The organism is Cobetia sp. 29-18-1 (assembly GCF_029846405.1).
Lineage (GTDB): Bacteria > Pseudomonadota > Gammaproteobacteria > Pseudomonadales > Halomonadaceae > Cobetia > Cobetia amphilecti.
The window spans coordinates 1-20,795 of record NZ_JARWKS010000009.1; the positions used below are offsets into that span (position 1 = coordinate 1).

17 protein-coding genes are annotated in these 20,795 nt (G+C 65.1%); 10 read left to right on the top strand and 7 right to left on the bottom strand.

Annotated elements, in window-relative coordinates; translation table 11 throughout:
* Positions 1-61: 61 nt before the first annotated feature.
* Positions 62-1,717, bottom strand: coding sequence for a BCCT family transporter (locus QD208_RS08710; RefSeq protein ID WP_279836520.1), 1,656 nt, complete (start codon positions 1,715-1,717; stop codon positions 62-64).
* Positions 1,718-1,982: 265 nt separating this feature from the next.
* On the opposite strand from QD208_RS08710, the gene QD208_RS08715 reads away from it, so the two are divergent.
* The gene (locus tag QD208_RS08715; protein WP_043331759.1) at positions 1,983-3,020 is read left to right on the top strand and encodes a GlxA family transcriptional regulator; all 1,038 of its coding nucleotides are present in this window, start codon (positions 1,983-1,985) and stop codon (positions 3,018-3,020) included.
* Between the two features lie 135 nt (positions 3,021-3,155).
* Here QD208_RS08715 and QD208_RS08720 read toward each other — a convergent pair whose 3' ends face one another.
* A complete protein-coding gene (locus QD208_RS08720) occupies positions 3,156-4,343 on the bottom strand; it encodes an MFS transporter (protein ID WP_043331757.1) in 1,188 nt (395 codons plus the stop codon).
* A 567-nt stretch (positions 4,344-4,910) separates the two neighbouring features.
* On the opposite strand from QD208_RS08720, the gene gmk reads away from it, so the two are divergent.
* From gmk to QD208_RS08740, 4 genes are all read left to right on the top strand, one after another.
* A complete protein-coding gene (gmk, locus tag QD208_RS08725) occupies positions 4,911-5,567 on the top strand; it encodes a guanylate kinase (RefSeq protein ID WP_052384319.1) in 657 nt (218 codons plus the stop codon).
* Between the two features lie 409 nt (positions 5,568-5,976).
* On the top strand, positions 5,977-6,228 hold the full coding sequence (rpoZ, locus tag QD208_RS08730; protein WP_043331755.1) for a DNA-directed RNA polymerase subunit omega: 252 nt from the start codon (positions 5,977-5,979) through the stop codon (positions 6,226-6,228).
* Positions 6,229-6,340: 112 nt separating this feature from the next.
* Positions 6,341-8,506: a bifunctional (p)ppGpp synthetase/guanosine-3',5'-bis(diphosphate) 3'-pyrophosphohydrolase gene (locus tag QD208_RS08735; protein WP_279836521.1), complete on the top strand. Its 2,166-nt coding sequence runs from the start codon at positions 6,341-6,343 to the stop codon at positions 8,504-8,506.
* Between the two features lie 261 nt (positions 8,507-8,767).
* Positions 8,768-9,157 (top strand): RidA family protein, encoded by a 390-nt coding sequence (locus QD208_RS08740; RefSeq protein ID WP_043331752.1) that lies wholly within the window; start codon positions 8,768-8,770, stop codon positions 9,155-9,157.
* 227 nt (positions 9,158-9,384) lie between these two features.
* On the opposite strand, the gene QD208_RS08745 is transcribed toward QD208_RS08740, so the two are convergent.
* Positions 9,385-10,272, bottom strand: a complete 888-nt coding sequence (locus QD208_RS08745; protein ID WP_279836522.1) for an SDR family oxidoreductase — start codon at positions 10,270-10,272, stop codon at positions 9,385-9,387.
* A 71-nt stretch (positions 10,273-10,343) separates the two neighbouring features.
* Here QD208_RS08745 and QD208_RS08750 point away from each other — a divergent pair, with 71 nt between their 5' ends.
* A complete protein-coding gene (locus QD208_RS08750) occupies positions 10,344-11,309 on the top strand; it encodes a hydrogen peroxide-inducible genes activator (RefSeq protein ID WP_052384315.1) in 966 nt (321 codons plus the stop codon).
* Positions 11,306-13,447, top strand: a complete 2,142-nt coding sequence (recG, locus tag QD208_RS08755; RefSeq protein ID WP_279836523.1) for an ATP-dependent DNA helicase RecG — start codon at positions 11,306-11,308, stop codon at positions 13,445-13,447. Before QD208_RS08750 ends, recG begins: the two co-directional genes overlap by 4 nt.
* A 121-nt stretch (positions 13,448-13,568) precedes the next feature.
* Here the strand turns inward: recG and yccS are convergent, their stop codons facing one another.
* Positions 13,569-15,821 carry a YccS family putative transporter gene (gene yccS, locus QD208_RS08760; protein WP_279836524.1) on the bottom strand — a complete coding sequence of 751 codons (2,253 nt, stop codon included), beginning with the start codon at positions 15,819-15,821 and terminating at the stop codon, positions 13,569-13,571.
* A 190-nt stretch (positions 15,822-16,011) separates the two neighbouring features.
* Here yccS and QD208_RS08765 point away from each other — a divergent pair, with 190 nt between their 5' ends.
* Positions 16,012-16,428 (top strand): DUF2780 domain-containing protein, encoded by a 417-nt coding sequence (locus tag QD208_RS08765; protein ID WP_054556347.1) that lies wholly within the window; start codon positions 16,012-16,014, stop codon positions 16,426-16,428.
* Between the two features lie 205 nt (positions 16,429-16,633).
* Here the strand turns inward: QD208_RS08765 and QD208_RS08770 are convergent, their stop codons facing one another.
* From QD208_RS08770 to QD208_RS08780, 3 genes are all read right to left on the bottom strand, one after another.
* The gene (locus QD208_RS08770; RefSeq protein WP_054556348.1) at positions 16,634-16,990 is read right to left on the bottom strand and encodes a hypothetical protein; all 357 of its coding nucleotides are present in this window, start codon (positions 16,988-16,990) and stop codon (positions 16,634-16,636) included.
* 173 nt (positions 16,991-17,163) lie between these two features.
* Positions 17,164-17,439 (bottom strand): HU family DNA-binding protein, encoded by a 276-nt coding sequence (locus QD208_RS08775; protein WP_024952843.1) that lies wholly within the window; start codon positions 17,437-17,439, stop codon positions 17,164-17,166.
* A 250-nt stretch (positions 17,440-17,689) separates the two neighbouring features.
* Entirely contained in the window at positions 17,690-18,889 is a 1,200-nt protein-coding gene (locus QD208_RS08780; protein WP_279836525.1) for an FAD-dependent oxidoreductase, read from the bottom strand.
* 339 nt (positions 18,890-19,228) lie between these two features.
* Here QD208_RS08780 and QD208_RS08785 point away from each other — a divergent pair, with 339 nt between their 5' ends.
* Both QD208_RS08785 and ubiA read left to right on the top strand, forming a co-directional pair.
* The gene (locus QD208_RS08785; RefSeq protein WP_267895343.1) at positions 19,229-19,786 is read left to right on the top strand and encodes a chorismate lyase; all 558 of its coding nucleotides are present in this window, start codon (positions 19,229-19,231) and stop codon (positions 19,784-19,786) included.
* Between the two features lie 67 nt (positions 19,787-19,853).
* Entirely contained in the window at positions 19,854-20,744 is an 891-nt protein-coding gene (gene ubiA, locus QD208_RS08790; RefSeq protein ID WP_279836526.1) for a 4-hydroxybenzoate octaprenyltransferase, read from the top strand.
* Positions 20,745-20,795 lie beyond the last annotated feature (51 nt).

The window sequence follows — 20,795 nt, forward strand, 5'->3', positions numbered from 1 at the left end:
GGTGCATCGAGCGTTTTGAGTTCCCAAAGTGTCAACCTATTTCAGGACTAGACACAGCCAGTCACAGCCCTTGCTCACGCGCCATCTGCCGCGCGATACGTGGGGCATTCCACAGACTGGGCAACAGCACCAGCGAGACAGGCACCGCGGTCACCACGATGAAGGATTGCAGCGCATTGATGCCGCCATTGCCCATCGAGATCAGGATCGCCGCCACGACCCCCATGATGAGGCTCCAGAACACACGCACGCTGCGTGGCGGGTTGTCGTGCCCACTCATCACCATCGAGATGGCGTAGGTCATCGAATCCCCGGTCGTGGCCACGAACAGCGCCGACAGAATCAGGAACAGCACCGACATGATGAAGCCGAACGGCAGCTGCTGAGTGATGGCGATCAAGGCCGCCGACAGATTGAAGCCGCTGAACGGGCCGGAGACGCTGCCCGGGTTTTCCAGCTCGAAGGCCAGGCCGCTGCCGCCGAGAATGGTGAACCAGAGACAGGTCGCGAGCGGCGACAGGATGGTGATCAACAGCACCATCTGGCGCAGGGTACGCCCCCGCGAGATACGTGCGACCAGCATCGCCATCAGCGGACCGAAGCCGATGAACCAGCCCCAGAAGAACAGCGTCCAGCTATCCAGCCAGCCGCTGTCGCCGCGGAAGACCGCCATCGGCACGATATTGTCCAGGTAGTCGACCATGCCCAGCGGGAAGGCCTTGAGCAGGAATTCGGTCGGCCCGAAGAGCACGATGAAGAACAGCATCGCGCCGCCGATCAGCACGTTGGCACTGCTCAGGAACTGGATGCCACGCATCACGCCACTGACGGCGGACAGGGTGTAGACGAGGGTCAGGATGGCCAGCAGCACCAGTTGCGTCGCGTAGGTATCGGGAATGCCGAACAGCGCATTGAGCCCGTAACTGACCTGGATACCGAGGAACCCGACCGGCCCCACGGTGCCCGCGATGACGGCCAGTACGCAGCAGGCATCGACCAGCGCGCCGATCGGCCCACGCATCACGCGTTCTCCGAGCAGCGGATAGAGCAAGGTGCGTGGCTTGAGCGGCAAGCCCTTCTCATAGTGCAGGTGCATGAAGACGACGCCCGTCAGACTGCCCAGCACCGCCCAGCCGAGAAAGCCCCAGTGCATGAAGCTCTGCGCCAGCGCATTGTAGGCGGCATCGAGATTGCCGACCGGTGCCTCCGGCCCGAAGACGGGCGGCGGCGAGGCGAAGTGCGCGATGGGCTCTGCGGCAGCCCAGAACACGCCACCACCGGCGAGCAGGGTGCACAGAATGGTCGCCATCCAGCGCGGCGTGGAGATGTCAGGCGTCGCCAACCCGCCCAATACCACGCGCCCTGTGCGCCCGAAGGTCATGCCGACGGCGACGAGGAAGGTCACGATCATCAAGCCCTGCCAATAGGCACCGAAGTAGGTGGTCGAGAAGTCGAAGGCGTGATTGATCAGGGCCGACACGCCGTTCAGGTCGATGAGCGCGGCGGCGACGAACAGCGCCATCACGCCTCCACTGAGGAGGAAGACCGGCCAGTCCAGACTGCGGGAGCTGTTGAGCGCTGTGAGCTCGGAATCAGGAAGTGCTGCGGCTTGATCGGGAGAGGATGTGGTGTGATCAGCAAGAGATGCGGCGTGATCGGAAAGGGGAGCTGCTTGGGTTGCGGAGCCGGACAAGGCAGTCCGGGTGGTATCCGTCATTAGTCAGCCTCGGGGCATGATCTGAGTGACGGGGCAGTCTAACAGGCGAGAAAGCGCCGAATATGACACAAGTGATTGTTTTTACACCCATGTAACGCGACGTATCATCAAGCCAACAGCCTCATTACATGCCTGCCACCCCGTAACCGCCAGCGAGAGGCTCGCCGCGGGAGCGCGCAGCTGCGAGGATGGAGTCTCACGGTGGCCAGCCTGCCGGTCGCCTTCGATCCACTGCCGCTCGCGGCCCCTGCAACGAACGCAAGCCATGACCTCGCCCCGTCGCCGCGACTTCACCCCCGCGATGAAGCGTCGCAATCAGCATCTGCTCAAGGACGTGACCTGTGCCCAGAGCGCACCGCTCAATGTCGCTTTCATTCTCCTGGAGCATTTCTCGATGCCCGCCTTCACCAGCGCCCTCGATGTGCTGGTCACGGCCAATCTGCTCCGCGATATCCCCTTCTATCGCATTCACACCTTCGGGGTGACGGCGGGCAGCGTGCGCAGTGATCTGGGCATCGACATCATGGCCAGCGCCGGGCTCGAGTCGCTGGGGCAGGCGCAGATCGACATGATCATCGTGTGTGGCGGCTACCGGGTGCAGCTGGACGAGATTCCCTTGCTGAGCGAGGTCTTGCGGCGAGCCGACCACCAGGGCTGTCGCCTCGGCAGCCTGTGGAATGGCAGCTACTTCCTGGCGGCCGCCGGCGTGATGGCGGGCCATCGCTGCACCATCCATCCCGAGAATGCGGCGCTGTTCAGCGAGTCATTCCCCCAGCTGGAGCTGTCACGCGCCCCGCTGGTAGTGGAAGCGGCGCGCTTCAGCTGCACCAACGCCGGCAGCGCCCTGAACATGATGCTGGAAGCCATGCGCCAGCGTCACGGCGATGACCTGGCGCGCAGTGTCGAGGAAATCCTCGCCTGCGAGCGCCCCGCGACGCCCAGCCCCTGGCATCCGGACCAGACCCTGCCCGCGCCGGACAGCCAGCACCCGGAGGCACTGCGCACCATCCTCGAGCTGATGAGCAACAACCTCGAGGAGCCTTTGAGCATGAGCGAGATCTCACACTGCGTGACGCTGTCACGCCGCCAGATCGAGCGCCTGTTCACCCGCCATCTGGATACCACACCCTCGCGCTACTATCTGGAGCTGCGCCTGACCCGGGCACGCCAGCTGCTGACACAGGGCAACGCCAGCATCACCGAGGTCACCGTGGCCTGCGGCTTCGTCAGCACCACCCACTTCAGCCACTGCTTCCGCGATTACTTCGGCATGTCGCCGACCCGCGCGCGTCAGCAGCGCTGACGATGCCCCGTTGCTGACGTGCCGGTGCCGTTCCACAGACTTTCCGCCACCGAAACACAAAACGCCGCCCCGAAGGGCGGCGTCTTGCGTTTCGGCTTGTACTCACGGGGGGGCTTGCCCCGCTTCAGGCCCACATCAGGCAGAAGCCGTCTGCAGCTCGCGGCGCTCATGACGCTGACCGAGCAGGAAGACGATCAAGCCCGCGATGGCCATCGCCACCCCGACCAGGCCGATGGAGGAATGCGACGGGCCATAGGCGAAGGCCATGCCGCCACACCAGGCGCCCAGCGCATTGGCGATGTTGAAGGCCGCATGATTGAGCGTCGCCGCCATGGTCTGGGCGTCTTCCGCCACATCCATCAGGCGCATCTGCAGCGCCGGTGCCAGGCCAATGCCGGTACCGACCAGCCCGACGAACAGGATGCCGCTCCAGACACCATCGGCGGCGAAGTAGAAGCCGCCCTGCACCAGCGCGCTCCAGATCAGCACGGCAGGAATGGTGCGCATCAGGTCGATGTCCGCGGCACGGCTACCGATCAGGTTGCCGATGATGGTGCCCACCCCGAAGACGGCCAGCACCATCGGCACCAGATTCTGGGACAGCCCGGCCTGGACGTTGAGCGTCTCCACCGCATAGCTGTAGACACTGAACATGCCACCGAAACCGATGCAGGCGATGCCGAGGGTATAGAGCACCCGCGGCTTGATCAGCGCCGCCAGCTCGGTGAGCGGGGTCGCGTCCTGATTGCCGGCCTGATAGGGCACGAAGCCGCGCACCAGCACCGCCGTGGCCAGCGCCAGCAGACCGACGACGAGAAAGGCGGAATGCCAACCGAACAGGCTGCCGAACCAGGTCGCCGCTGGCGCCCCGATCAGAATCGCCACCGTCAGGCCCATCATCACGCGACCGACGGCCCGCCCGCGCTCGCCGGCGGGGGCAGCATCCGCCGCCACCAGGGCCGCGACGCCCAGATAGACACCATGCGGCAGGCCGGCGATGAAGCGCAGCGCGGCAAAGCTGGTCAGCGACGGTGCCAGCAGGCTGGCCACGTTGCTGACCGCGAACAGCAGCATCAGGCCGATCAGCAGCCCGCGACGCGGCAGGCGTGCGCCCAGCGCCGAGATCAGGGGCGCACCGACCACCACGCCCATCGCATAAGCACTGATGGCGTAGCCGACCTGCTGCGAGGACACATTGAAGTCCGCCGCGATGTTGGGCATCAGGCCCATGATCACGAATTCGGTAGTGCCAATGGCAAAGGCACCGAGCGCCAGCGCCAGTTCGGCGATGCGCGGATGGCGCGCAACGGGGGAGGCAGACATGTCCGGGTCTCCTGAAACTTGAAAAGGGGGTATCACCCGTGGCCGTACTCAGCCGTGGCGCCGCTGTCAGGGGCAGGCCACGGCTGACATTGCCCGCGCATGGCTGGCGCTACGCAGGGCAAAAGACCGCGCGCCATTCATCATCAGCCGGAAGGCGGGAATGAATGGCGCGCGGGACAGGTAACGGGTGATGCGCTCGTGCGCGGCCTCTCTGGCGGAGGCCTGCGGCACGTCTGGCGCTGCTCTATCGACTTATGTACGCGTCTGGCAAGGCGCGATGGGAATCACGGGAGTGCGCAAGCTCAGGCCAGCGTGGCGAGGCGGCGGCAAACCCTGTGTCCCTTCAAGCCCCCAGGCCGGCTCGAGAACTGGCCGACGCTTGAGTGATAACTGAAATATACGACCATTGTTGCAGATAACGCCACGCCAACCCAGCCACTTCGCGACGACAACTGTGATGCCCGAGCTGCAACATTGCATCACGGGACTGTCACGCGCGCGTGCAGCGGAAACGGGGTGGATTATGCGATAATACCGCGATTCAGCGACAGCAAGCGGATCACTTCCATGTCTTCGACTTCTTCAGCATCTTCCTCGGCGGCCAGCAACGCACGTGGCACGCTCTACATCATTTCCGCGCCGTCCGGCGCCGGCAAGACCACCCTGGTCAAGGCACTGCTGGAGCGCATGGACGGTATCGGCGTGTCCGTCTCGCACACCACCCGCGGCCAGCGCCCGGGCGAGCAGGATGCCGTCAACTACCACTTCGTGGATGTCGATCACTTCAAGACCATGATCGAGCAGGGCGACTTCTTCGAGCACGCCCAGGTCTTCGACAACTTCTATGGCACCTCGCGTCCGGCGGTCGAAGCTCGCCTGAGCAAGGGCGAGGACGTCATCCTCGAGATCGATTGGCAAGGCGCCCAGCAAGTGCGCGCCCAGGTGCCGGAAGCCGTCTCCATCTTCATCCTGCCGCCGTCACGTGAAGCGCTGCTCGAGCGTCTGTCCGGCCGTGGTACCGATGGCGAAGACGTGATCGCGCGTCGCATGCGCGATGCGGTCAGCGAGATGTCCCACTACGACGAATACGACCTGATCGTCATCAATGATGACTTCGAGCAGGCACTCGACGAGCTGTGCGGACTCGTCAATGCCCAGCGTGCGCGTCTGCCGCGCGTGCAGCATCGCCACGCGGCACTGCTCGATTCCCTGCTGGCCGACTGATGACGGTGGCGGGAATCCCGCTGCTCGCTCAGACGCTCAGTCAGCCGCGCGGCCGGCCGTTCTGACAGCAGTTCGGACAGCCTGACAGTCGGGCAGGACTTGCCGGCTTTCGTCCTGATCATGCGCGCTGTGGTCGCGTACGCCGCCGACAGACGCGCCAGGCGAAGGAGTTGATCGCGCCTGACTTGTCATGCAACAACGGCGTCGAGTAGACTCGATTCCCTTTCAGAATCATTGGCCGCTGAGCCGTCTCGCCCCTGGCGGGCCGGCTCAGCGGCATTGTGCTTGCGTCGTGTGCGAGATACTGTCAGATGATCAGGGTAAGTGACCCCTAGCGGTCGCGGCACTCTGCGCTGATTACACGCCGACAGCGAACCCCGAATATCCCGCTATTGATAGGTGCACCGCCATGGCTCGCGTAACCGTAGAAGATTGCCTCGAGAACGTCGACAACCGCTTCCAGCTGGTGATGATCTCCACTCGTCGTGCCCGTCAGCTGTCACGCGGCAGCCGCAACGCCCAACTGCCGTGGGAAAACGACAAGCCCACCGTCCTCGCCCTGCGCGAAGTGGCGGCCGGTCTGGTCGGTCGTGACATCCTGAACGAGCCGGTCGAAGCTCCGATCCAGCGCAAGCCGGTAATGCCGCAGATCGAAGACTGAGCCCACGCTCAACCTGCCGACTGCATGTGTGCTTCCGCACCTCTGCCACTCCCGCCCTCGTGGCCGGAGCACGGGGTGCGGGCCCGGAATCACTCTGAGCCAAGGCCGCTGAATGTTCACGATCGATGACCTGGCAGACCGCCTGGGCGGTTATCTTCCCGAGGAAGAGATCCGTCAGGTTAGGCGCGCCTTCTATTACGCCGAGCAGGCCCACGATGGCCAGCGCCGGCGTTCCGGTGAGCCCTATGTGACCCACCCGCTGGCGGTGGCGAACATTCTCGCCAACATGCACATGGACCATCAGAGTCTGATGGCCGCCATGCTGCACGATGTCATCGAAGACACCAGCGTGACCTTCGAGGCACTGGCAGGCCAGTTCGGCGAACCCGTCGCCCTGCTGGTGGATGGCGTCTCGAAGCTGACCCAGATCACCTTCGAGGACAAGGCCGTCGCCCAGGCCGAGAATTTCCAGAAGATGGTGCTGGCGATGTCCCAGGACATCCGCGTCATCATCGTCAAGCTGGCCGACCGTCTCCACAACATGCGTACCCTCGGCGCCCTGCGCCCCGAGAAGAAGCGTCGCATCGCCCGTGAGACGCTCGAGATCTACGCCCGCGTCGCCAACCGTCTTGGTATCAACACCATCCGCGTCGAGCTGGAAGACCTCTCCTTCCAGGCGCTGCACCCGATGCGCTCCGAACGCATCAAGCGTGCCGTCACCGCCGCGCGTGGCAATCGTCGTACCCTGATGCGCGAGATCCAGGCCAGCCTGCAGAACGCGCTGGAGCGCGATCAGCTGCCCGGCTCGGTGATCGGTCGTCAGAAGCATCTGCTGTCCATCTATCGCAAGATGCGTGACCAGCAGAAGCCCTTCAATGAATTGATGGACGTGTTCGGCTTCCGCATCATCACCGATGACGTGGACAGCTGCTATCGCATCCTCGGCGTGGTGCACAATCTCTACAAGCCGGTGCCGGGTCGCTTCAAGGATTACATCGCGATCCCCAAGGCCAACGGCTACCAGAGTCTGCACACCACGCTGTTCGGCATGAACGGCATGCCCATCGAGGTACAGATCCGTACCCGCGAGATGGAAGCGATGGCCAACAACGGCATCGCGGCGCACTGGCTGTACAAGGCCGGCCAGACCGACCGTCCCATCGGCGCCGGCAGCCATGCGCGTGCCCGCGAATGGGTGCGGGGTCTGCTCGAGATGCAGCGCCATGCCGGCAACTCGCTCGAGTTCATCGAGCACGTCAAGAACGACCTCTTCCCCGACGATACCTACGTGTTCACCCCCAAGGGCGACATCATGGAATTGCCGCGCGGTGCGACGGCGGTCGATTTTGCCTATGCGGTGCACACCGATGTCGGCAACAGCTGTATCGCCTGCCGCATCGATCGTCATCTGGCACCGCTATCCTCGCCGCTGGAGAGTGGCCAGACCGTCGAAGTCATCACCGCGCCGGGCGCCAAGCCCAATCTGGCGTGGCTCAACTTCGTCACCACGGCCAAGGCGCGCTCTGCCGTGCGCCATTACCTCAAACATCAGCAGCGCAGCGAATCCGTGACCCTGGGCCAGCGTCTGCTCAACAAGGCGCTCTCCGGGCTGGACTCTTCCCTCGAGCAACTGCCGCCCAGGCGTCTCGATACGCTGGCCGCGGAGCTGGAGCTGGAAGGCGGACGTGATGACCTGCTCGAGTCCATCGGACTCGGCACCCGCGCCGCCTACAGCGTCGCCCAGAGCCTTCTGAGCGACACGACCAGCACCACGGCGCAGCAGCCCAAGTTCTCGGCCAAGGACGGCAATGTCCAGGCGGAGAACAGCGGCAACAGCCCGATGCAGGTCAGCGGTGGCAACAGCATGGTCACCAGCTATGCGCGCTGCTGTCACCCGCTGCCCGGCGAGCCGATCATGGGCCATCTGTCGGCCGGCAAGGGGCTGGTGGTCCATCGTCAGGAATGCAGCAACATCACCGAACTGGCCAGCGACCCGGAACGCGTCTTCCCGCTGACCTGGGCCGATCAGGTCGAAGGCGACTTCACGGTGGCGCTGCGTATCGAGGCACAGACCCAGCGCGGCCTGATCGCCGAGCTTGCAGAACTGGTCACCGATGCCGAAGCCAATATCGAGCGCATCGGTATCGAGGAACGCGACGCCCATCTGGCCATCGTCAATCTGACGCTGGCCGTGCGTGATCGCATTCATCTGGCGCGCATCATCAAGCGCATGCGCAACCTGTTGCACGTGGAGCGAATCACCCGCGTCCTCAGCTGATCTACCGTACTGGCCGCGTCGTCCGCCACTGGCGGGCGGCGCGGTTTTTGTTTTCAAGGCTGCCGCAGAGCGGCCATCGGACACGTTCTTCTGAACACCCGTGTCGCGGTCAAGGCTGACTGCAGTGCAGGACCTTGACCGCGACCGAACTCGCCGTGGACGGCGAGGCCCTATAACCACAATCGCAACCCGCTGCTGAAGGCCGCCACCGCACAACACTCGCAACCGGCAAGGCTTGAGCGCAGTCACAAGGAGCATGTCATGAGCAATCGCGCGATCATCAACACCGACAAGGCCCCTGCTGCCATCGGTCCGTATTCCCAGGCGATCAAGGCGGGCAACACCGTCTATCTGTCCGGCCAGATTCCGCTGGACCCGCAGACGATGGAAGTCGTCGAAGGCGGTATCGAGGCACAGGCGCGTCAGGTCTTCACCAACCTGAATGCCGTGTGCGAAGAAGCCGCCGGCAGCCTGGGCGACATCGTCAAGCTCAACCTCTACCTGACCGACCTGGACGACTTCGCGCGCGTCAACGCGGTGATGGAAGAGTTCTTCACCGCGCCCTTCCCGGCGCGTGCCGCGGTCGGCGTCAAGGCGCTGCCCAAGGGCGTGGCCTTCGAAGCCGAAGGCGTGATGGTCATCGGTGACTGAGCACCCGCTCACTGACGATGGCAGGTCACCCGCGAGAAGTTGCTGACGCAGAGACGACAGTGCCCGCCCCGGGATTCCGGGGCGGGCACTGTCAGTTGGCGCTTCGCCTGGGCACTGCGTCACTCAATAACTGGCCGCTCGTCAGCCAGTCTCGGCGAGCAACTTATCCACACCCGGTCAGACAGCTCGATGAACAACCGGATGTGGATAAGTGAAAGCGGCGACGATCAGCGGCCCGACAATTCGCTCTTCGGCACCGTCACGCCGTGCTCCTTGAGCACCTCGGCATAGCCCTCGCGGAAGGTCGGGTAACGGAAGGTGTAGCCGCTCTCGAGCAACAGGGCATTGCCGCAGCGCTTGCTGGAACGCCGCCGCAGCGGTGATTGGATCACCTCTGTGGACTCGACCTTGAGCTGACGCGCCAACCAGGCCATCACTTCGTGCAGCGGTGCGCCGTCACAGTCGGTGGCCAGATAGATCGGCTCGACCGGCTTGCCCTCGAGGCTCAGCGCGATCAGGTGTGCCAGCACGCCCGCGCAGTCGTCACGGTGGATGCGGTTGGAGAAGAGTGGCGGGTTGCTGGCGGCGATGCGACCATCACGCGCCTGGCGGATCAGCATGTCGCGGCCCGGCCCGTAGATGCCGGAGAAACGCACCACGGTGCCGTTGAGCGAGGAATCGAGCAGTGCCTGCTCGCCTTCGCGCATCAACTGACCCGAGAAACTGGTGGCATCGGTGGGCGACTGCTCGTCGACTTCCTCGCCATCCTTCTGGGCGTAAACCGAGGTCGAGGACACGAACAGCACGCGGGTCGGCGGCTTGGCGCGCGACTCGAGCTCCGTCACCAGCGCCCGAATGCCGTCGACGTAAGCGGCGCGATAGGCCTCTTCGTCGAAACGGTCGGCGCTCAGCACATGTACCACCGTGTCGGCATCTGGCAAGCTGGCCAGTGCACCTTCGGCAGTGATGTCCAAGGCCAGCGTCTCGATGCCGAGATCCGCGAGCTTGGACACATCGCGCCTGACACCAATGACGTGCTGACCGGCCTTGAGCAGTTCGCGCGCCAGCGCGCTGCCAACGTCGCCACAACCGAGGATGAGACTCGTCTTCTTCACCTTTGCCGTGCTCCTTGGTAAAACGAATCGGTACCCACCGCATCCCAGGATGCCAGTTCCGGGCAGGAATCATGACTCTAACAGAACTCCGCTACATCGTAACCTTGGCCCAGGAGCGTCATTTCGGACGCGCCGCAGAGCGCTGCTTCGTCTCGCAGCCCACCCTGTCGGTGGCCGTCAAGAAGCTTGAGGAAGAGCTGGGAGTCGCACTGTTCGAGCGTTCCAAGTCCACCGTACAGGTCACACCGCTCGGCGAGAAGATCGTTCAGCAGGCTCAGCGCGTTCTGGAGCAGTCCAGCGTGATCAAGGAACTGGCCAATTCCGGCAAGGATCAGCTCTCCAGCCCGTTGCGCATCGGCGCCATCTATACCATTGGACCGTATCTTTTCCCGCACCTGGTGCCGGAACTGACGCGGCGTGCGCCGAAGATGCCGCTCTACATCGAGGAAGGCATGACCGGCGACCTGCGTCGCAAGCTGCGCAATGGCGAGCTGGACGTGATCATCGTCGCGCTGCCGTTCACCGAGACCGACGTGCTGACGAAGATCCTCTACGAAGAGCCCTTCGAAGTCCTGCTGCCGGCCGGCCACCCTCTGCTCGAGCAGGACAGCATCGCCAAGGAGCAGCTGATCAACGAGCGTCTGCTGATGCTCGGCGAGGGCCACTGCTTCCGTGATCAGATTCTCGAGGCCTGCCCGGCCATCGGCAACCAGATCAACAACCCCGAGAATACGCTGATCGCCGAAGGCGGCTCGCTGGAAACCATCCGCCACATGGTCGCCTCCGGCCTCGGTATCACCGTGCTGCCCTACTCGGCGACCGGTACCGGTCATTACGAGAGCGGCGTGCTCGAGACGCGTCCCTTCAAGGACCCGGCACCCAGCCGCAGCGTGGCGCTGGCATGGCGTGCCAGCTTCCCGCGCCCCAAGGCCATCGACGTGATCAGCCAGGCGATCGCCGAGTGCTCCAATCGTGCGCGCCAGAGCAACGAGAACGGCATGCAGGGCTCCGCTTCCCAGAGCCACGAACCGGCATGAGCAGGGCGGGCACGGAAGCCTCATCTGCCGGGCCCGCCAGCGCCGGTGTCTTCGCCACCGGCGCGCTGGCCCAACCGCTGGACAGCCTGAGCGGCGTCGGCCCCGCTCTGAGCGAGAAGCTGTCGCGCCTCGGGCTGGAGCGCGTCGCAGACCTGCTGTTCCATCTGCCGCTGCGCTATCAGGACCGGACCCGCGTCACGCCCATCGGCACGCTCAAGAGCGGCATGGAGGCGGTGGTCGAAGGCGAGGTGACAGCCTGTGACATCGTCAAGGGCCGTCGCCGCAGTCTGCTGGTGCGCCTGCGCGATGGCAGCGGCATCCTCAGCCTGCGCTTCTTCCACTTCTCCCCCGCCCAGCAGCAGCAATTCCAGCGTGGCCACAGCGTGCGCTGCTTCGGCGAGGCACGCGCCGGGGCCACCGGTCTCGAGATCTACCATCCGGAATACCGCCTGCTCGGCCAGGGTGCCGCGCCGGTGGAAGACCACCTCACGCCCATCTATCCGGCCACCGAAGGCCTCAATCAGGCACGCCTGCGTGCCCTGATCGCCCAGGCGCTCAAGCAGCTCGAGGAAACACCCCATGAGCTGCCGGATCTGATCCCCGAGGCGCTGCGCACGCGCTTTCGCCTGCCCGGCGTGATCGAGTGCCTGCGCTTTCTGCACGAGCCACCGCCGGATGCGCCGGTCGATCAGATGAGCGACGGCGTGCACCCGAGTCAGCGCCGCCTCGCCCAGGAAGAATTGCTCGCCCACCAGCTGAGCCTGCGTCAGGTGCGCGCGCGTATCCAGCAGGATGGCGCGCCCTCGCTGAGCGCCAGTGGCGGCCTCAGCACGCGCTTTCTCGCCCAGCTGCCCTTCTCGCTGACCGGCGCCCAGCATCGCGTGCTGGAAGATGTGCGCCGCGACCTGGCGCGCGAAGTGCCGATGCTGCGTCTGGTGCAGGGCGATGTGGGCTCGGGCAAGACGGTGGTCGCCGCACTGGCGGCGCTGATCGCGATCGGCGGCGGCTGTCAGGCCGCCTTGATGGCGCCTACCGAGATTCTCGCCGAGCAGCACTATCGCAACTTCCGTGAATGGCTGGAGCCATTGGGCATCGAGGTGGCGTGGCTGGCCGGCAAGCTCAAGGGCAAGGCGCGGCTGGATGCCAAGGCCGCCATCGCCGATGGCCGGGCCCGCATGGTGGTCGGCACTCATGCGCTGTTTCAGGCCGATGTGACCTTCCAGCGCCTGGGGCTGGCGATCGTCGATGAGCAGCACCGTTTCGGCGTGCATCAGCGCCTCGCATTGCGGGCGAAGGGGGAAGCCGGTGGCCTGACACCGCACCAGCTGATCATGACCGCGACGCCGATTCCGCGCACCCTGGCGATGAGCGCCTACGCCGACCTCGACCTGTCGGTGATCGATGAGCTGCCGCCGGGGCGCACCCCGGTGCAGACCGTCGCGGTGGCCGACCCGCGCCGCCCCGAGGTGGTCGAGCGCATCCGCGCCGCCTGCTCCGAGGGTCGTCAGGCCTATTGGGTGTGTACGCTGATCGAGGAATCCGAGGTGATGACCTGCCAGGCCGCCGAGGTGACGCGTGACGAGCTGACCGAGGCGCTGCCGGAGCTGTCCATCGGCCTGGTCCATGGCCGCATGAAGGCGGCCGAGAAGGCCGAGGTGATGGCGGCGTTCAAGGACGGCGAGCATGACCTGCTGGTGGCGACCACGGTGATCGAGGTCGGGGTCGATGTGCCGAATGCCAGCCTGATGGTGATCGACAATCCCGAGCGTCTCGGCCTGTCGCAGCTGCACCAGCTGCGTGGCCGTGTCGGGCGTGGCAGCACCGAGAGCTTCTGTGTGCTGCTCTATCATCCGCCGCTGTCGCAGCACTCCAAGCAGCGCCTGGCGGTGATGCGCGAGACCACCGATGGCTTCAGGATCGCCGAGAAGGACCTGGAGCTACGCGGACCCGGCGAAGTGCTGGGCACGCGTCAGACGGGGCTGGCGGGGATGAAGATCGCCGATCTCGAGCGTGACAGTGACCTGATCGCTCCGACCACCACGCTGGCCGATGCCATCCTCAGCGAGGCCCCGCAGGCCGCGGAGCCCTTGATTCGCCGCTGGCTGGGCGAGGCGGCCGGGCAATACGGCGCCGTCTGAGCGCGCCGTCCGCTGCTTCTCTGTTCATCCAGGTACTCGATCACCCAACCAGCCGCGCCAGTCGCTCAGACAGCACTTGTCTTATAGCACTTGTCTTTCAATACAGGTCAGTCAGTACAGGTCAGCTGGCGCGGCTGGCCTTGATCAGCTGGGTGCCGGCGCTTTCCAGCGGCTGCAACAGCCGCAGCACCAGAATCAGCTGTGACAGCGCCAGGCGCCCGGTAGTGGATTCGACCTGCTCGACCTCGGCTTCCAGTGCCGCGATCTCATCTTCGCTGTCCAGCGTGAGGGCGATCTCACCGCCCGCCTCCAATTGCTCTCCCAACGCCGTCAGCTGCTGACTCAGGCGCTCGCCATGACGCAGCAGCGTCTCGATGCCGCTGCTGGCCGAGGCGGTCGATTCCAGTTCGCCACGATGCGCTGCCAGTGCCGAGAGATAGCCGAGCACGGTGTGCGCGTGGAGCAGGAAGCCGAAGCCCGGCTCGACATCGCGCCGGAAGTGGCCGGGCTCCTTGCGGGCCGTGGCCAGCAGATTGGAGAAGGCCGCGTCGGCGTTGTGGGCATTGCGGCGTGCCAGGCGGTAGGCCAGATCATCACGCTTGCCGTGGCGGTACTGGGACAGCACCTCGCCCAGATAGCGACCGCTGGTCTTGAGGCTGACGCCGGCCTGACGATAGAGCTTGCGACCCTGCCAGTCCGGCAGGATCAACACCACCGAAAGCCCGGCCAGCAGGCCACCGACCAGCGTATCGAACAGCCGCGGCCAGATGAGATCGAAGCCATCGCCGACCTGATTGAAGCACGCCAGCACCATCAGCGTGATGGCGGCGGTGGCCAGGGTATAGCGCGAGCCACGCGTGGCGAAGAACAGCACCCCCGCGACCACGGCGATCCCGGCCTGGATCGTGGGCGCCGGGAACAGACTGATCAGCGCCCAGCCGGCGACCAGACCGATCAGCGTGCCCAGAATCCGCTGCGCCAGCGTACGGCGCGTATCGCCGTAGCTGGGACGGCACACGAACAGCCCGGTCAGCAGAATCCAGTAGCCCTGGGTCGGGTGCACCGCCAGCAGCACGCCATAGCCGGCCACCAGCGTCGCGGTCAGACGCAGCGCATGGCGGAAGATCGGCGAGCGCGGCGTCAGGTGGCTGCGGATACGCTCGAACATGTCGCGCGTGCCGTGGGGCGAGCGGTCCAGCAGGCTGTTGTCGCTTTCATTGCTGACGGCTTCGAGATCATTCAGGCGCGCGATCTGACCTTCGATCAGGCGCAGGTTGCTGGCGAGGGCTTCCAGCGCCTGCATCAGATGATGCCACTCGGGCCGCTGTTGTTGCTTGAGATAGACGAGCGAGGCGTTGAGGTCTTCCAGCGCCTGCTGGCTGTCACTGGCATCGAAGGGCTGGCGCATCAACAGCGCCTTGCCAAGCCCGCGACAGGCGCGCCCCTGCTGCTCCAGCAGGCGCTGACAGCGGAACAGGATGTCGTGATGGAAGAAGGCGTCGGTGAGCTGGCCGTAGGGATAATGGCTGGAGCTGGCGCGCTCGTGGAGGTCCTGGGCGATGAAGTAGAGCCGCAGGTAGCGGTCGAGCTTGGTGGTATCGCGCCGCCCGGCGAGGCGCCGGAAGACCATCTCCTTGGTCTGGTTGAGCGCCACCACCACGCGACCGTTCTGCTCGGCCAGCGCCAGACGCCGGGCAGACTGGTCGACATTGCGTAGCGGCTCGAACAGCTGCGCCTTGAGAATCAGGTAGCGCCCCAGCTCACGGTAGAGCGTCGCCATGCTGTGCTTGAGCGGCTGGCGCGAGAACAGCGCACACCACACGACCGAGAGCAGGCCATACCAGGACGCCCCCACCACCAGCAGCAACGGCTGAACCAGATTGATGCCCAGCCCCGGCTCCCGCAGCCATTCGGGCAGGCTGCGCTCCAGCACCGCGATCTGACCATCTCCATGCTGCTGCTCGAGGCTGATCATGGTGTAGACGGCCAGAATCAACGAGGCGCGCGCGATGGCGCCGTAGCGGGCATCGATGGCGCCCAGCATCGGCATCGCGAAGGTAGCCAGCGCCAGCCCGATCACGAAGGGCAGCGGCATGCCGAACAACAGCTCCACCGAGACGGCGGCGATGCTGAAGCAGGCCAGCGTCATGCCCAGCGCGCGCAGTCGGCCCCGCCAGTGATCATCGGTTTCCGCCAGCCCCGAGGCGATCACGCCCAGAAACAGCGGGATCACCACCGCCATCTCGTCGAGCCAGAACCCCACCGCCATCACGCCACCCAGCGCGATCAACATGCGCAGCGAATAGCTGAAGGCATCCAGCGTCCACAGACGACGCAGGGAGTGCATGAGGGAGTCCAGGAGAGAGCGTGTCATGAAGTGTTCCGTGACCAGGGCGCCGGGCAGCGCATTAGACTTTAGATTTATATCGCTAGCATAACACCCCGTTCTGCCGTGTCCGAGAGCCATGGCGCATGCAAGCGTTGGCGGGCGCGTCGAATGTCGAATCGCCGCGACGTGCCACTCTGAAGACTCCTGACCTCATTGGCTTTCATGGAGAATACCGATGCATCCTCTTATCGAACGCGTCACTGGCTCCCTCGGGCTGTCACCGGAAATCGCCGAGCAGGCGGTCGGCATGGTTCTCAAGTTCGTGCGTGAGCAGGGGCCGGATGGCCCGGCCGCCTCACTGCTGGGCGCCATCCCGGGAGCGGAAGGCCTGATCGGCAGCGCAGGCGAGGAAGCCGCCGAGTCCGGTGGCGGTGGCCTCATGGGCGGCCTGATGGGCGCCGTCAGCGCCTTCACCGGCGGCAGCGGTGGCGGTGCGCTGGAACTGGGCCAGAAGCTGATGGGGCTGGACCTGAACATGGACCAGGCGCGCGGCGTGGCCGATGAGACGCTGAGTTATGCCCGCGAAGAAGCCGGCGATGGCGTGGTCGACCAGGTGCTCGAAGGCATTCCGGGCCTCAAGCAGTTGCTGTGACGCCTCGAGGGCGTTGAGAGGGGCTTCTCCAACAACCCCTCGCAAGTAAAGGCTCGCAAGAAAGGCTCGCAAGAAAGGCTCGCGACAACTGCTCATGACAACTGCTCATGACAACTGCTCATGACAACTGCTCGTGACAAAAGAACGCCCCGCTGATTCTCTCAGCGGGGCGTCTTTCGTTCATGCAGGTACGGCACCGGGTCATTCAGCGAATGCGCTTGAGCAATGACTGCAAGCGGTTGAGCTGGGCCGAATCGCCGACCAGACGCACGCGCTGGTCCATCAGGCCTTGCAGGAAGGCACGCGGCGAGGGCTTGAGCAGAAAGGCCACCGCACTGTCGCTATCGGCGAAGCGCAGCTCAAGCTCGGTATCCACCGGCAGGCCACTGCCCGTGGTGACGCCCGCGTGGGACATGCGGTAGTGACGCGCGATGCTCATGTCTTCGGTCGCGACGCCCCAGTCCAGCGGACGCTTTTCCAGCTCGGCACGAAATTCGGGGTCACGCTTGAAGGCCCGCTTGAGCAGCAGACCCAGCACCCACAGCAATATCTTGAGCTTCATGGTGTCATTCCTTGAATCGCGAAGCGTCGGTCACGCAGGCCATATGAAAATGCCACCGGCCCCGCAGGGCGGAACCGGTGGCATCAGCATGACAGCCGACAGGGCTTTTGATGACGACGATTGAAAGCCATGGCGACAGCCACCCCGGGTCTGCGCTGAAGCACGAGCCGAGGTTACTTGGTCACTGCATCCTTCAACGACTTGCCGGGTTTGAAGGCAACGGTCTTGCTGGCCGGGATGGTCAGCGGCTTGCCTGTCTGAGGGTTCTTGCCGGTACGCGCCGCACGCTGGCGCACGGTGAATGACCCGAAGCCGATCAGTGAGACGTCATTGCCTTTGGCCACGGTATGAGTGATCTCGTCGAGAATCACGTTCAGTACCTGACTGGCCTTGTCCTTGGATAGATCCGCACGCTCGGCGATGGCCGCAGCGAGTTCTGGCTTGCGCATGAAAAGCCCTCCTGGTTTGGCATTCTGCACGGGCGGCCAAGCCGCCGTTTCCATTGTTGTTCTTGCACTTGCTAGCGGTGGCGTATGGCGGCGACGCAATCCGCTCCCGGCAAGCTTTGCCGTATCAAACCTGTCGATGACAGCATTCTGTCAGACTCCGCCCGCTGAGCAGCATGTCTGACGGAGCATTCACTATCGTGCCTGACCGCGCTGGCAGCAAGGGATTTACGACCATCGATCATGGCATCGCCTAGCCTAGCAACGGCGGCGCCTGCCGCGCTAGCTCGACTTTCCTGCGAACGGCGGCGCCTGTCAACGCATATCCAATCAAGCGTTCGTTCATATCCAGTGCACGCGCTTCGAGGTCATCGCCTTCACCGGTGATTTCCCAGCGCGCCACGGCCGAACGCGGCGGATAGGCCACCACCGGCAAGACCGGTGTCTTGACCAGCACCGGCCACGCCTTCCAGTCGAGCACGCTCGGCTCGCCACACAGGTTGGCCGCCAGGGTGCGCGCGGCCATCTGCAGCGGCTGGACATACATGGCATTGACGCCCTCGACACTGGCGCAATCGCCCAGCGCCCAGATATGCGGCTGTGAGGTGGCCAGGTGGCGGTCGACACGGATGCCATCACCGCCGGCGCTCAGACCCGCGGCCTGCGCCAGACGAATGCGCGGCGCCAGCCCGGTGGCCAGCAGAACCACGGAGCCCGTCAGGCGACGACCGCTCTGCAGGCGCACCTCGACCGGCGCGGCCTGGCGTTCGGCCTCCTCGCCTGAGTTTGCGGCGATGGTCTCGACCATCTCGCCCTGGCGACGCGTCACACCGAGCCCATCCAGCGCCGCGCCCAGACGCTGCCCCAGCGCTTGCGGCAGCAGTCCATCCAGCGGAGTTTCCTCTGGCGCGACCAGCGTGACGCGGTGGCCGGCGGCCGTCAGATCATTGGCGTATTCACAGCCGACCAGTCCGGCACCGACAATCACCACGTGCCCGCCTTCCCCACGCTCGCGGGCCTTCGCCAGCGTCGCGCAGAAGGCCGCATAGTCGTCAAGGTCATTGATGCTCTGCACGCGTGAGGCCACTTCTGCGGCGACGGGGAAGGGACGACGCGGCGCGGCGCCGAGTGCCAGCACCAGCTCGTCATAGGCCAGACACTCCTCGCCCAGCCATAGCTGGCGGGCATCACCGTCGATGGCGGTGACGCGTTGATGGATACGCAGCTCGGCATTCAGCTCGTCCACCAGCGCCACCGGCGCCTGACGCGACAGGTCGGTGGCCGACATCTTCTTGGCGAAGGCGGTGGACAGCATGGGCTTGGCGTAATCGTGGCCGCTGTCCTGGCTGATGAGAATCAGCCGGCTGTCCTTGTCACGCGCACGCAGCGCGCGCGCCAGACCAATGCCCGCCATGCCGGTACCAATGATGACAAGGGTGCGAGGGTCGCGCATGGCACCATCTCCTGAGATCGATCCGAGGGAAGCGCTGATGAAAGAGCGCCAGCAGCGTCCGTCATGAACGCCGATGAATGCGCCCAGCATACCAGCCCGCCAGCAGTGCAGGCATGCCTGAGCGGGAGGCCTGGCCGCCCGGCCATGCTAGACTCGCCATTTCGTCATCCTGACAGGGAATTCACCGTGGTCCGATGCCCAGCAGGCGAGCCTCATCGCGCAGCGCTCACGCCACAGACCTCCACCTGTGAGGCGCCTCATTCGTCAACCGAGCCCCTGTGCCAGCCTGCGCCTCGCTGGCCTTTGCCCACGCGCGCCGCACCCGCTGCTTCGGCGGCGGTGCGCCGTCATTGGCAGCCGGCTGCCGCGCTGCAAGGTGTCATGCCGGCCGGCTGGTGGGCGTGGCTCTCCTCGACGGACTCGCTGACCCAGCGTCTTGCCAGCGCCATGCAGCAGCAGGATGAACGCGATGGCCAGCCAATCCAGGGCCTGCGCGTGCGCCTGCTGCTGCAGGACACCGGCCCCGCGCGGCTGGATGAGGCACGCCTGCTGGGCATCGGCCCACGCCGGCATGTCTGGCGGCGCGAAGTGGCGCTCTGTCATGGCGATACGCCATGGGTGATCGCACGCTCGCTGGCGGCGCTGGACCTGGCCCACGGTCATCGCCTCTCGACGCTGGGCGAGCGCTCGCTGGGCCATTGGCTGTTTCGCCAGCCCGACCTGACCCGCAGCGCCATCGATGTCAGCCGCGCCCCGCTGGTGCTTTCGAGCCCCAGGCCGCTGGCCCGCACCACCAGCCTGTGGATGCGCCGCTCGATGTTCTCGCATGGTCGCTTCAAGGTGCTGGTGCAGGAGGGCTTCACGCCGGCCTTCCAGCACGCGCTGCAGCTGGCCTGAGCCTTGCGCCCGACTGGCCTCGTTTCCCTCTCTTCCCTTGCCCACTACCACCCGCCCAGGAGCCCCGATGACCGCGTCATCCACTTCCGCCGCTTCGCGTCCTTCCAGACTGGCCGACTACCTCGCCCTGACACGGCTGGACCGCCCCATCGGCACCTGGCTGCTGATGTGGCCGACCCTGTGGGCACTGTGGCTGGCGGCAGATGGCATTCCCGAGCGCACGACCCTGCTGATCTTCATCGCCGGGGTCTATCTGATGCGCGCCGCCGGCTGCGTCATCAACGACTACGCCGACCGCCATTGGGACAAGCATGTCGAGCGCACGCGTGACCGGCCGCTGACCTCGGGTCGCATTTCGGAGCGCGAGGCGCTGACGCTGTTCGGGGGGCTGGTCGCGGCCGCCTTCGTGCTGGTGTGCTTCACCAACCTGACCACGGTGCTGCTGTCGATCGTCGCCGTACTGCTGGCGGCCAGCTATCCGTTCATGAAGCGCTTCCATCATCTGCCCCAGGTGGTGCTGGGCGCCGCCTTCGGCTGGGCGATTCCGATGGCCTTCGCCGCGACGCTGGAGGAGGTACCGACCTACGGCTGGTGGCTGTTCGCGGCCAACCTGATGTGGACGGTGGCCTACGACACCGCCTACGCGATGGTCGATCGCAATGACGACCTCAAGGTAGGCATCAAGTCCACCGCCGTGCTGTTCGGGCGTGCCGACAAGCTGATGATCGGCCTGTTGCAGCTGGGCATGCTGGTGATGTTGATCGGCATCGGCCTGCACCTGGCGCTGGGCATCTTCTACTGGCTGGGGCTGGCTGCCGCCGCCGTCACCTTCGTCTGGCAGCAACGTCTGATCCGTGAGCGTGAGCGTGCGCCCTGCTTCCAGGCGTTCCTCAACAATCATTGGACGGGGCTGCTGATCTTCGCCGGTATCGCCCTTGCGACCTGGCCGATGAGCTGACTCCTGCATAAACATTAGTATTATTTAAATTAAAGCGACCCCTGCCCTCTG

What these genes read in the sequence shown, in the direction of transcription:
- QD208_RS08710 (WP_279836520.1), bottom strand. Translation starts at nt 1,717, where the DNA reads ATGACGGATACCACCCGGACTGCCTTGTCCGGCTCCGCAACCCAAGCA.
- QD208_RS08715 (WP_043331759.1), top strand. Translation starts at nt 1,983, where the DNA reads ATGACCTCGCCCCGTCGCCGCGACTTCACCCCCGCGATGAAGCGTCGC.
- QD208_RS08720 (WP_043331757.1), bottom strand. Translation starts at nt 4,343, where the DNA reads ATGTCTGCCTCCCCCGTTGCGCGCCATCCGCGCATCGCCGAACTGGCG.
- gmk (WP_052384319.1), top strand. Translation starts at nt 4,911, where the DNA reads ATGTCTTCGACTTCTTCAGCATCTTCCTCGGCGGCCAGCAACGCACGT.
- rpoZ (WP_043331755.1), top strand. Translation starts at nt 5,977, where the DNA reads ATGGCTCGCGTAACCGTAGAAGATTGCCTCGAGAACGTCGACAACCGC.
- QD208_RS08735 (WP_279836521.1), top strand. Translation starts at nt 6,341, where the DNA reads ATGTTCACGATCGATGACCTGGCAGACCGCCTGGGCGGTTATCTTCCC.
- QD208_RS08740 (WP_043331752.1), top strand. Translation starts at nt 8,768, where the DNA reads ATGAGCAATCGCGCGATCATCAACACCGACAAGGCCCCTGCTGCCATC.
- QD208_RS08750 (WP_052384315.1), top strand. Translation starts at nt 10,344, where the DNA reads ATGACTCTAACAGAACTCCGCTACATCGTAACCTTGGCCCAGGAGCGT.
- recG (WP_279836523.1), top strand. Translation starts at nt 11,306, where the DNA reads ATGAGCAGGGCGGGCACGGAAGCCTCATCTGCCGGGCCCGCCAGCGCC.
- yccS (WP_279836524.1), bottom strand. Translation starts at nt 15,821, where the DNA reads ATGACACGCTCTCTCCTGGACTCCCTCATGCACTCCCTGCGTCGTCTG.
- QD208_RS08765 (WP_054556347.1), top strand. Translation starts at nt 16,012, where the DNA reads ATGCATCCTCTTATCGAACGCGTCACTGGCTCCCTCGGGCTGTCACCG.
- QD208_RS08770 (WP_054556348.1), bottom strand. Translation starts at nt 16,990, where the DNA reads ATGAAGCTCAAGATATTGCTGTGGGTGCTGGGTCTGCTGCTCAAGCGG.
- QD208_RS08775 (WP_024952843.1), bottom strand. Translation starts at nt 17,439, where the DNA reads ATGCGCAAGCCAGAACTCGCTGCGGCCATCGCCGAGCGTGCGGATCTA.
- QD208_RS08780 (WP_279836525.1), bottom strand. Translation starts at nt 18,889, where the DNA reads ATGCGCGACCCTCGCACCCTTGTCATCATTGGTACCGGCATGGCGGGC.
- ubiA (WP_279836526.1), top strand. Translation starts at nt 19,854, where the DNA reads ATGACCGCGTCATCCACTTCCGCCGCTTCGCGTCCTTCCAGACTGGCC.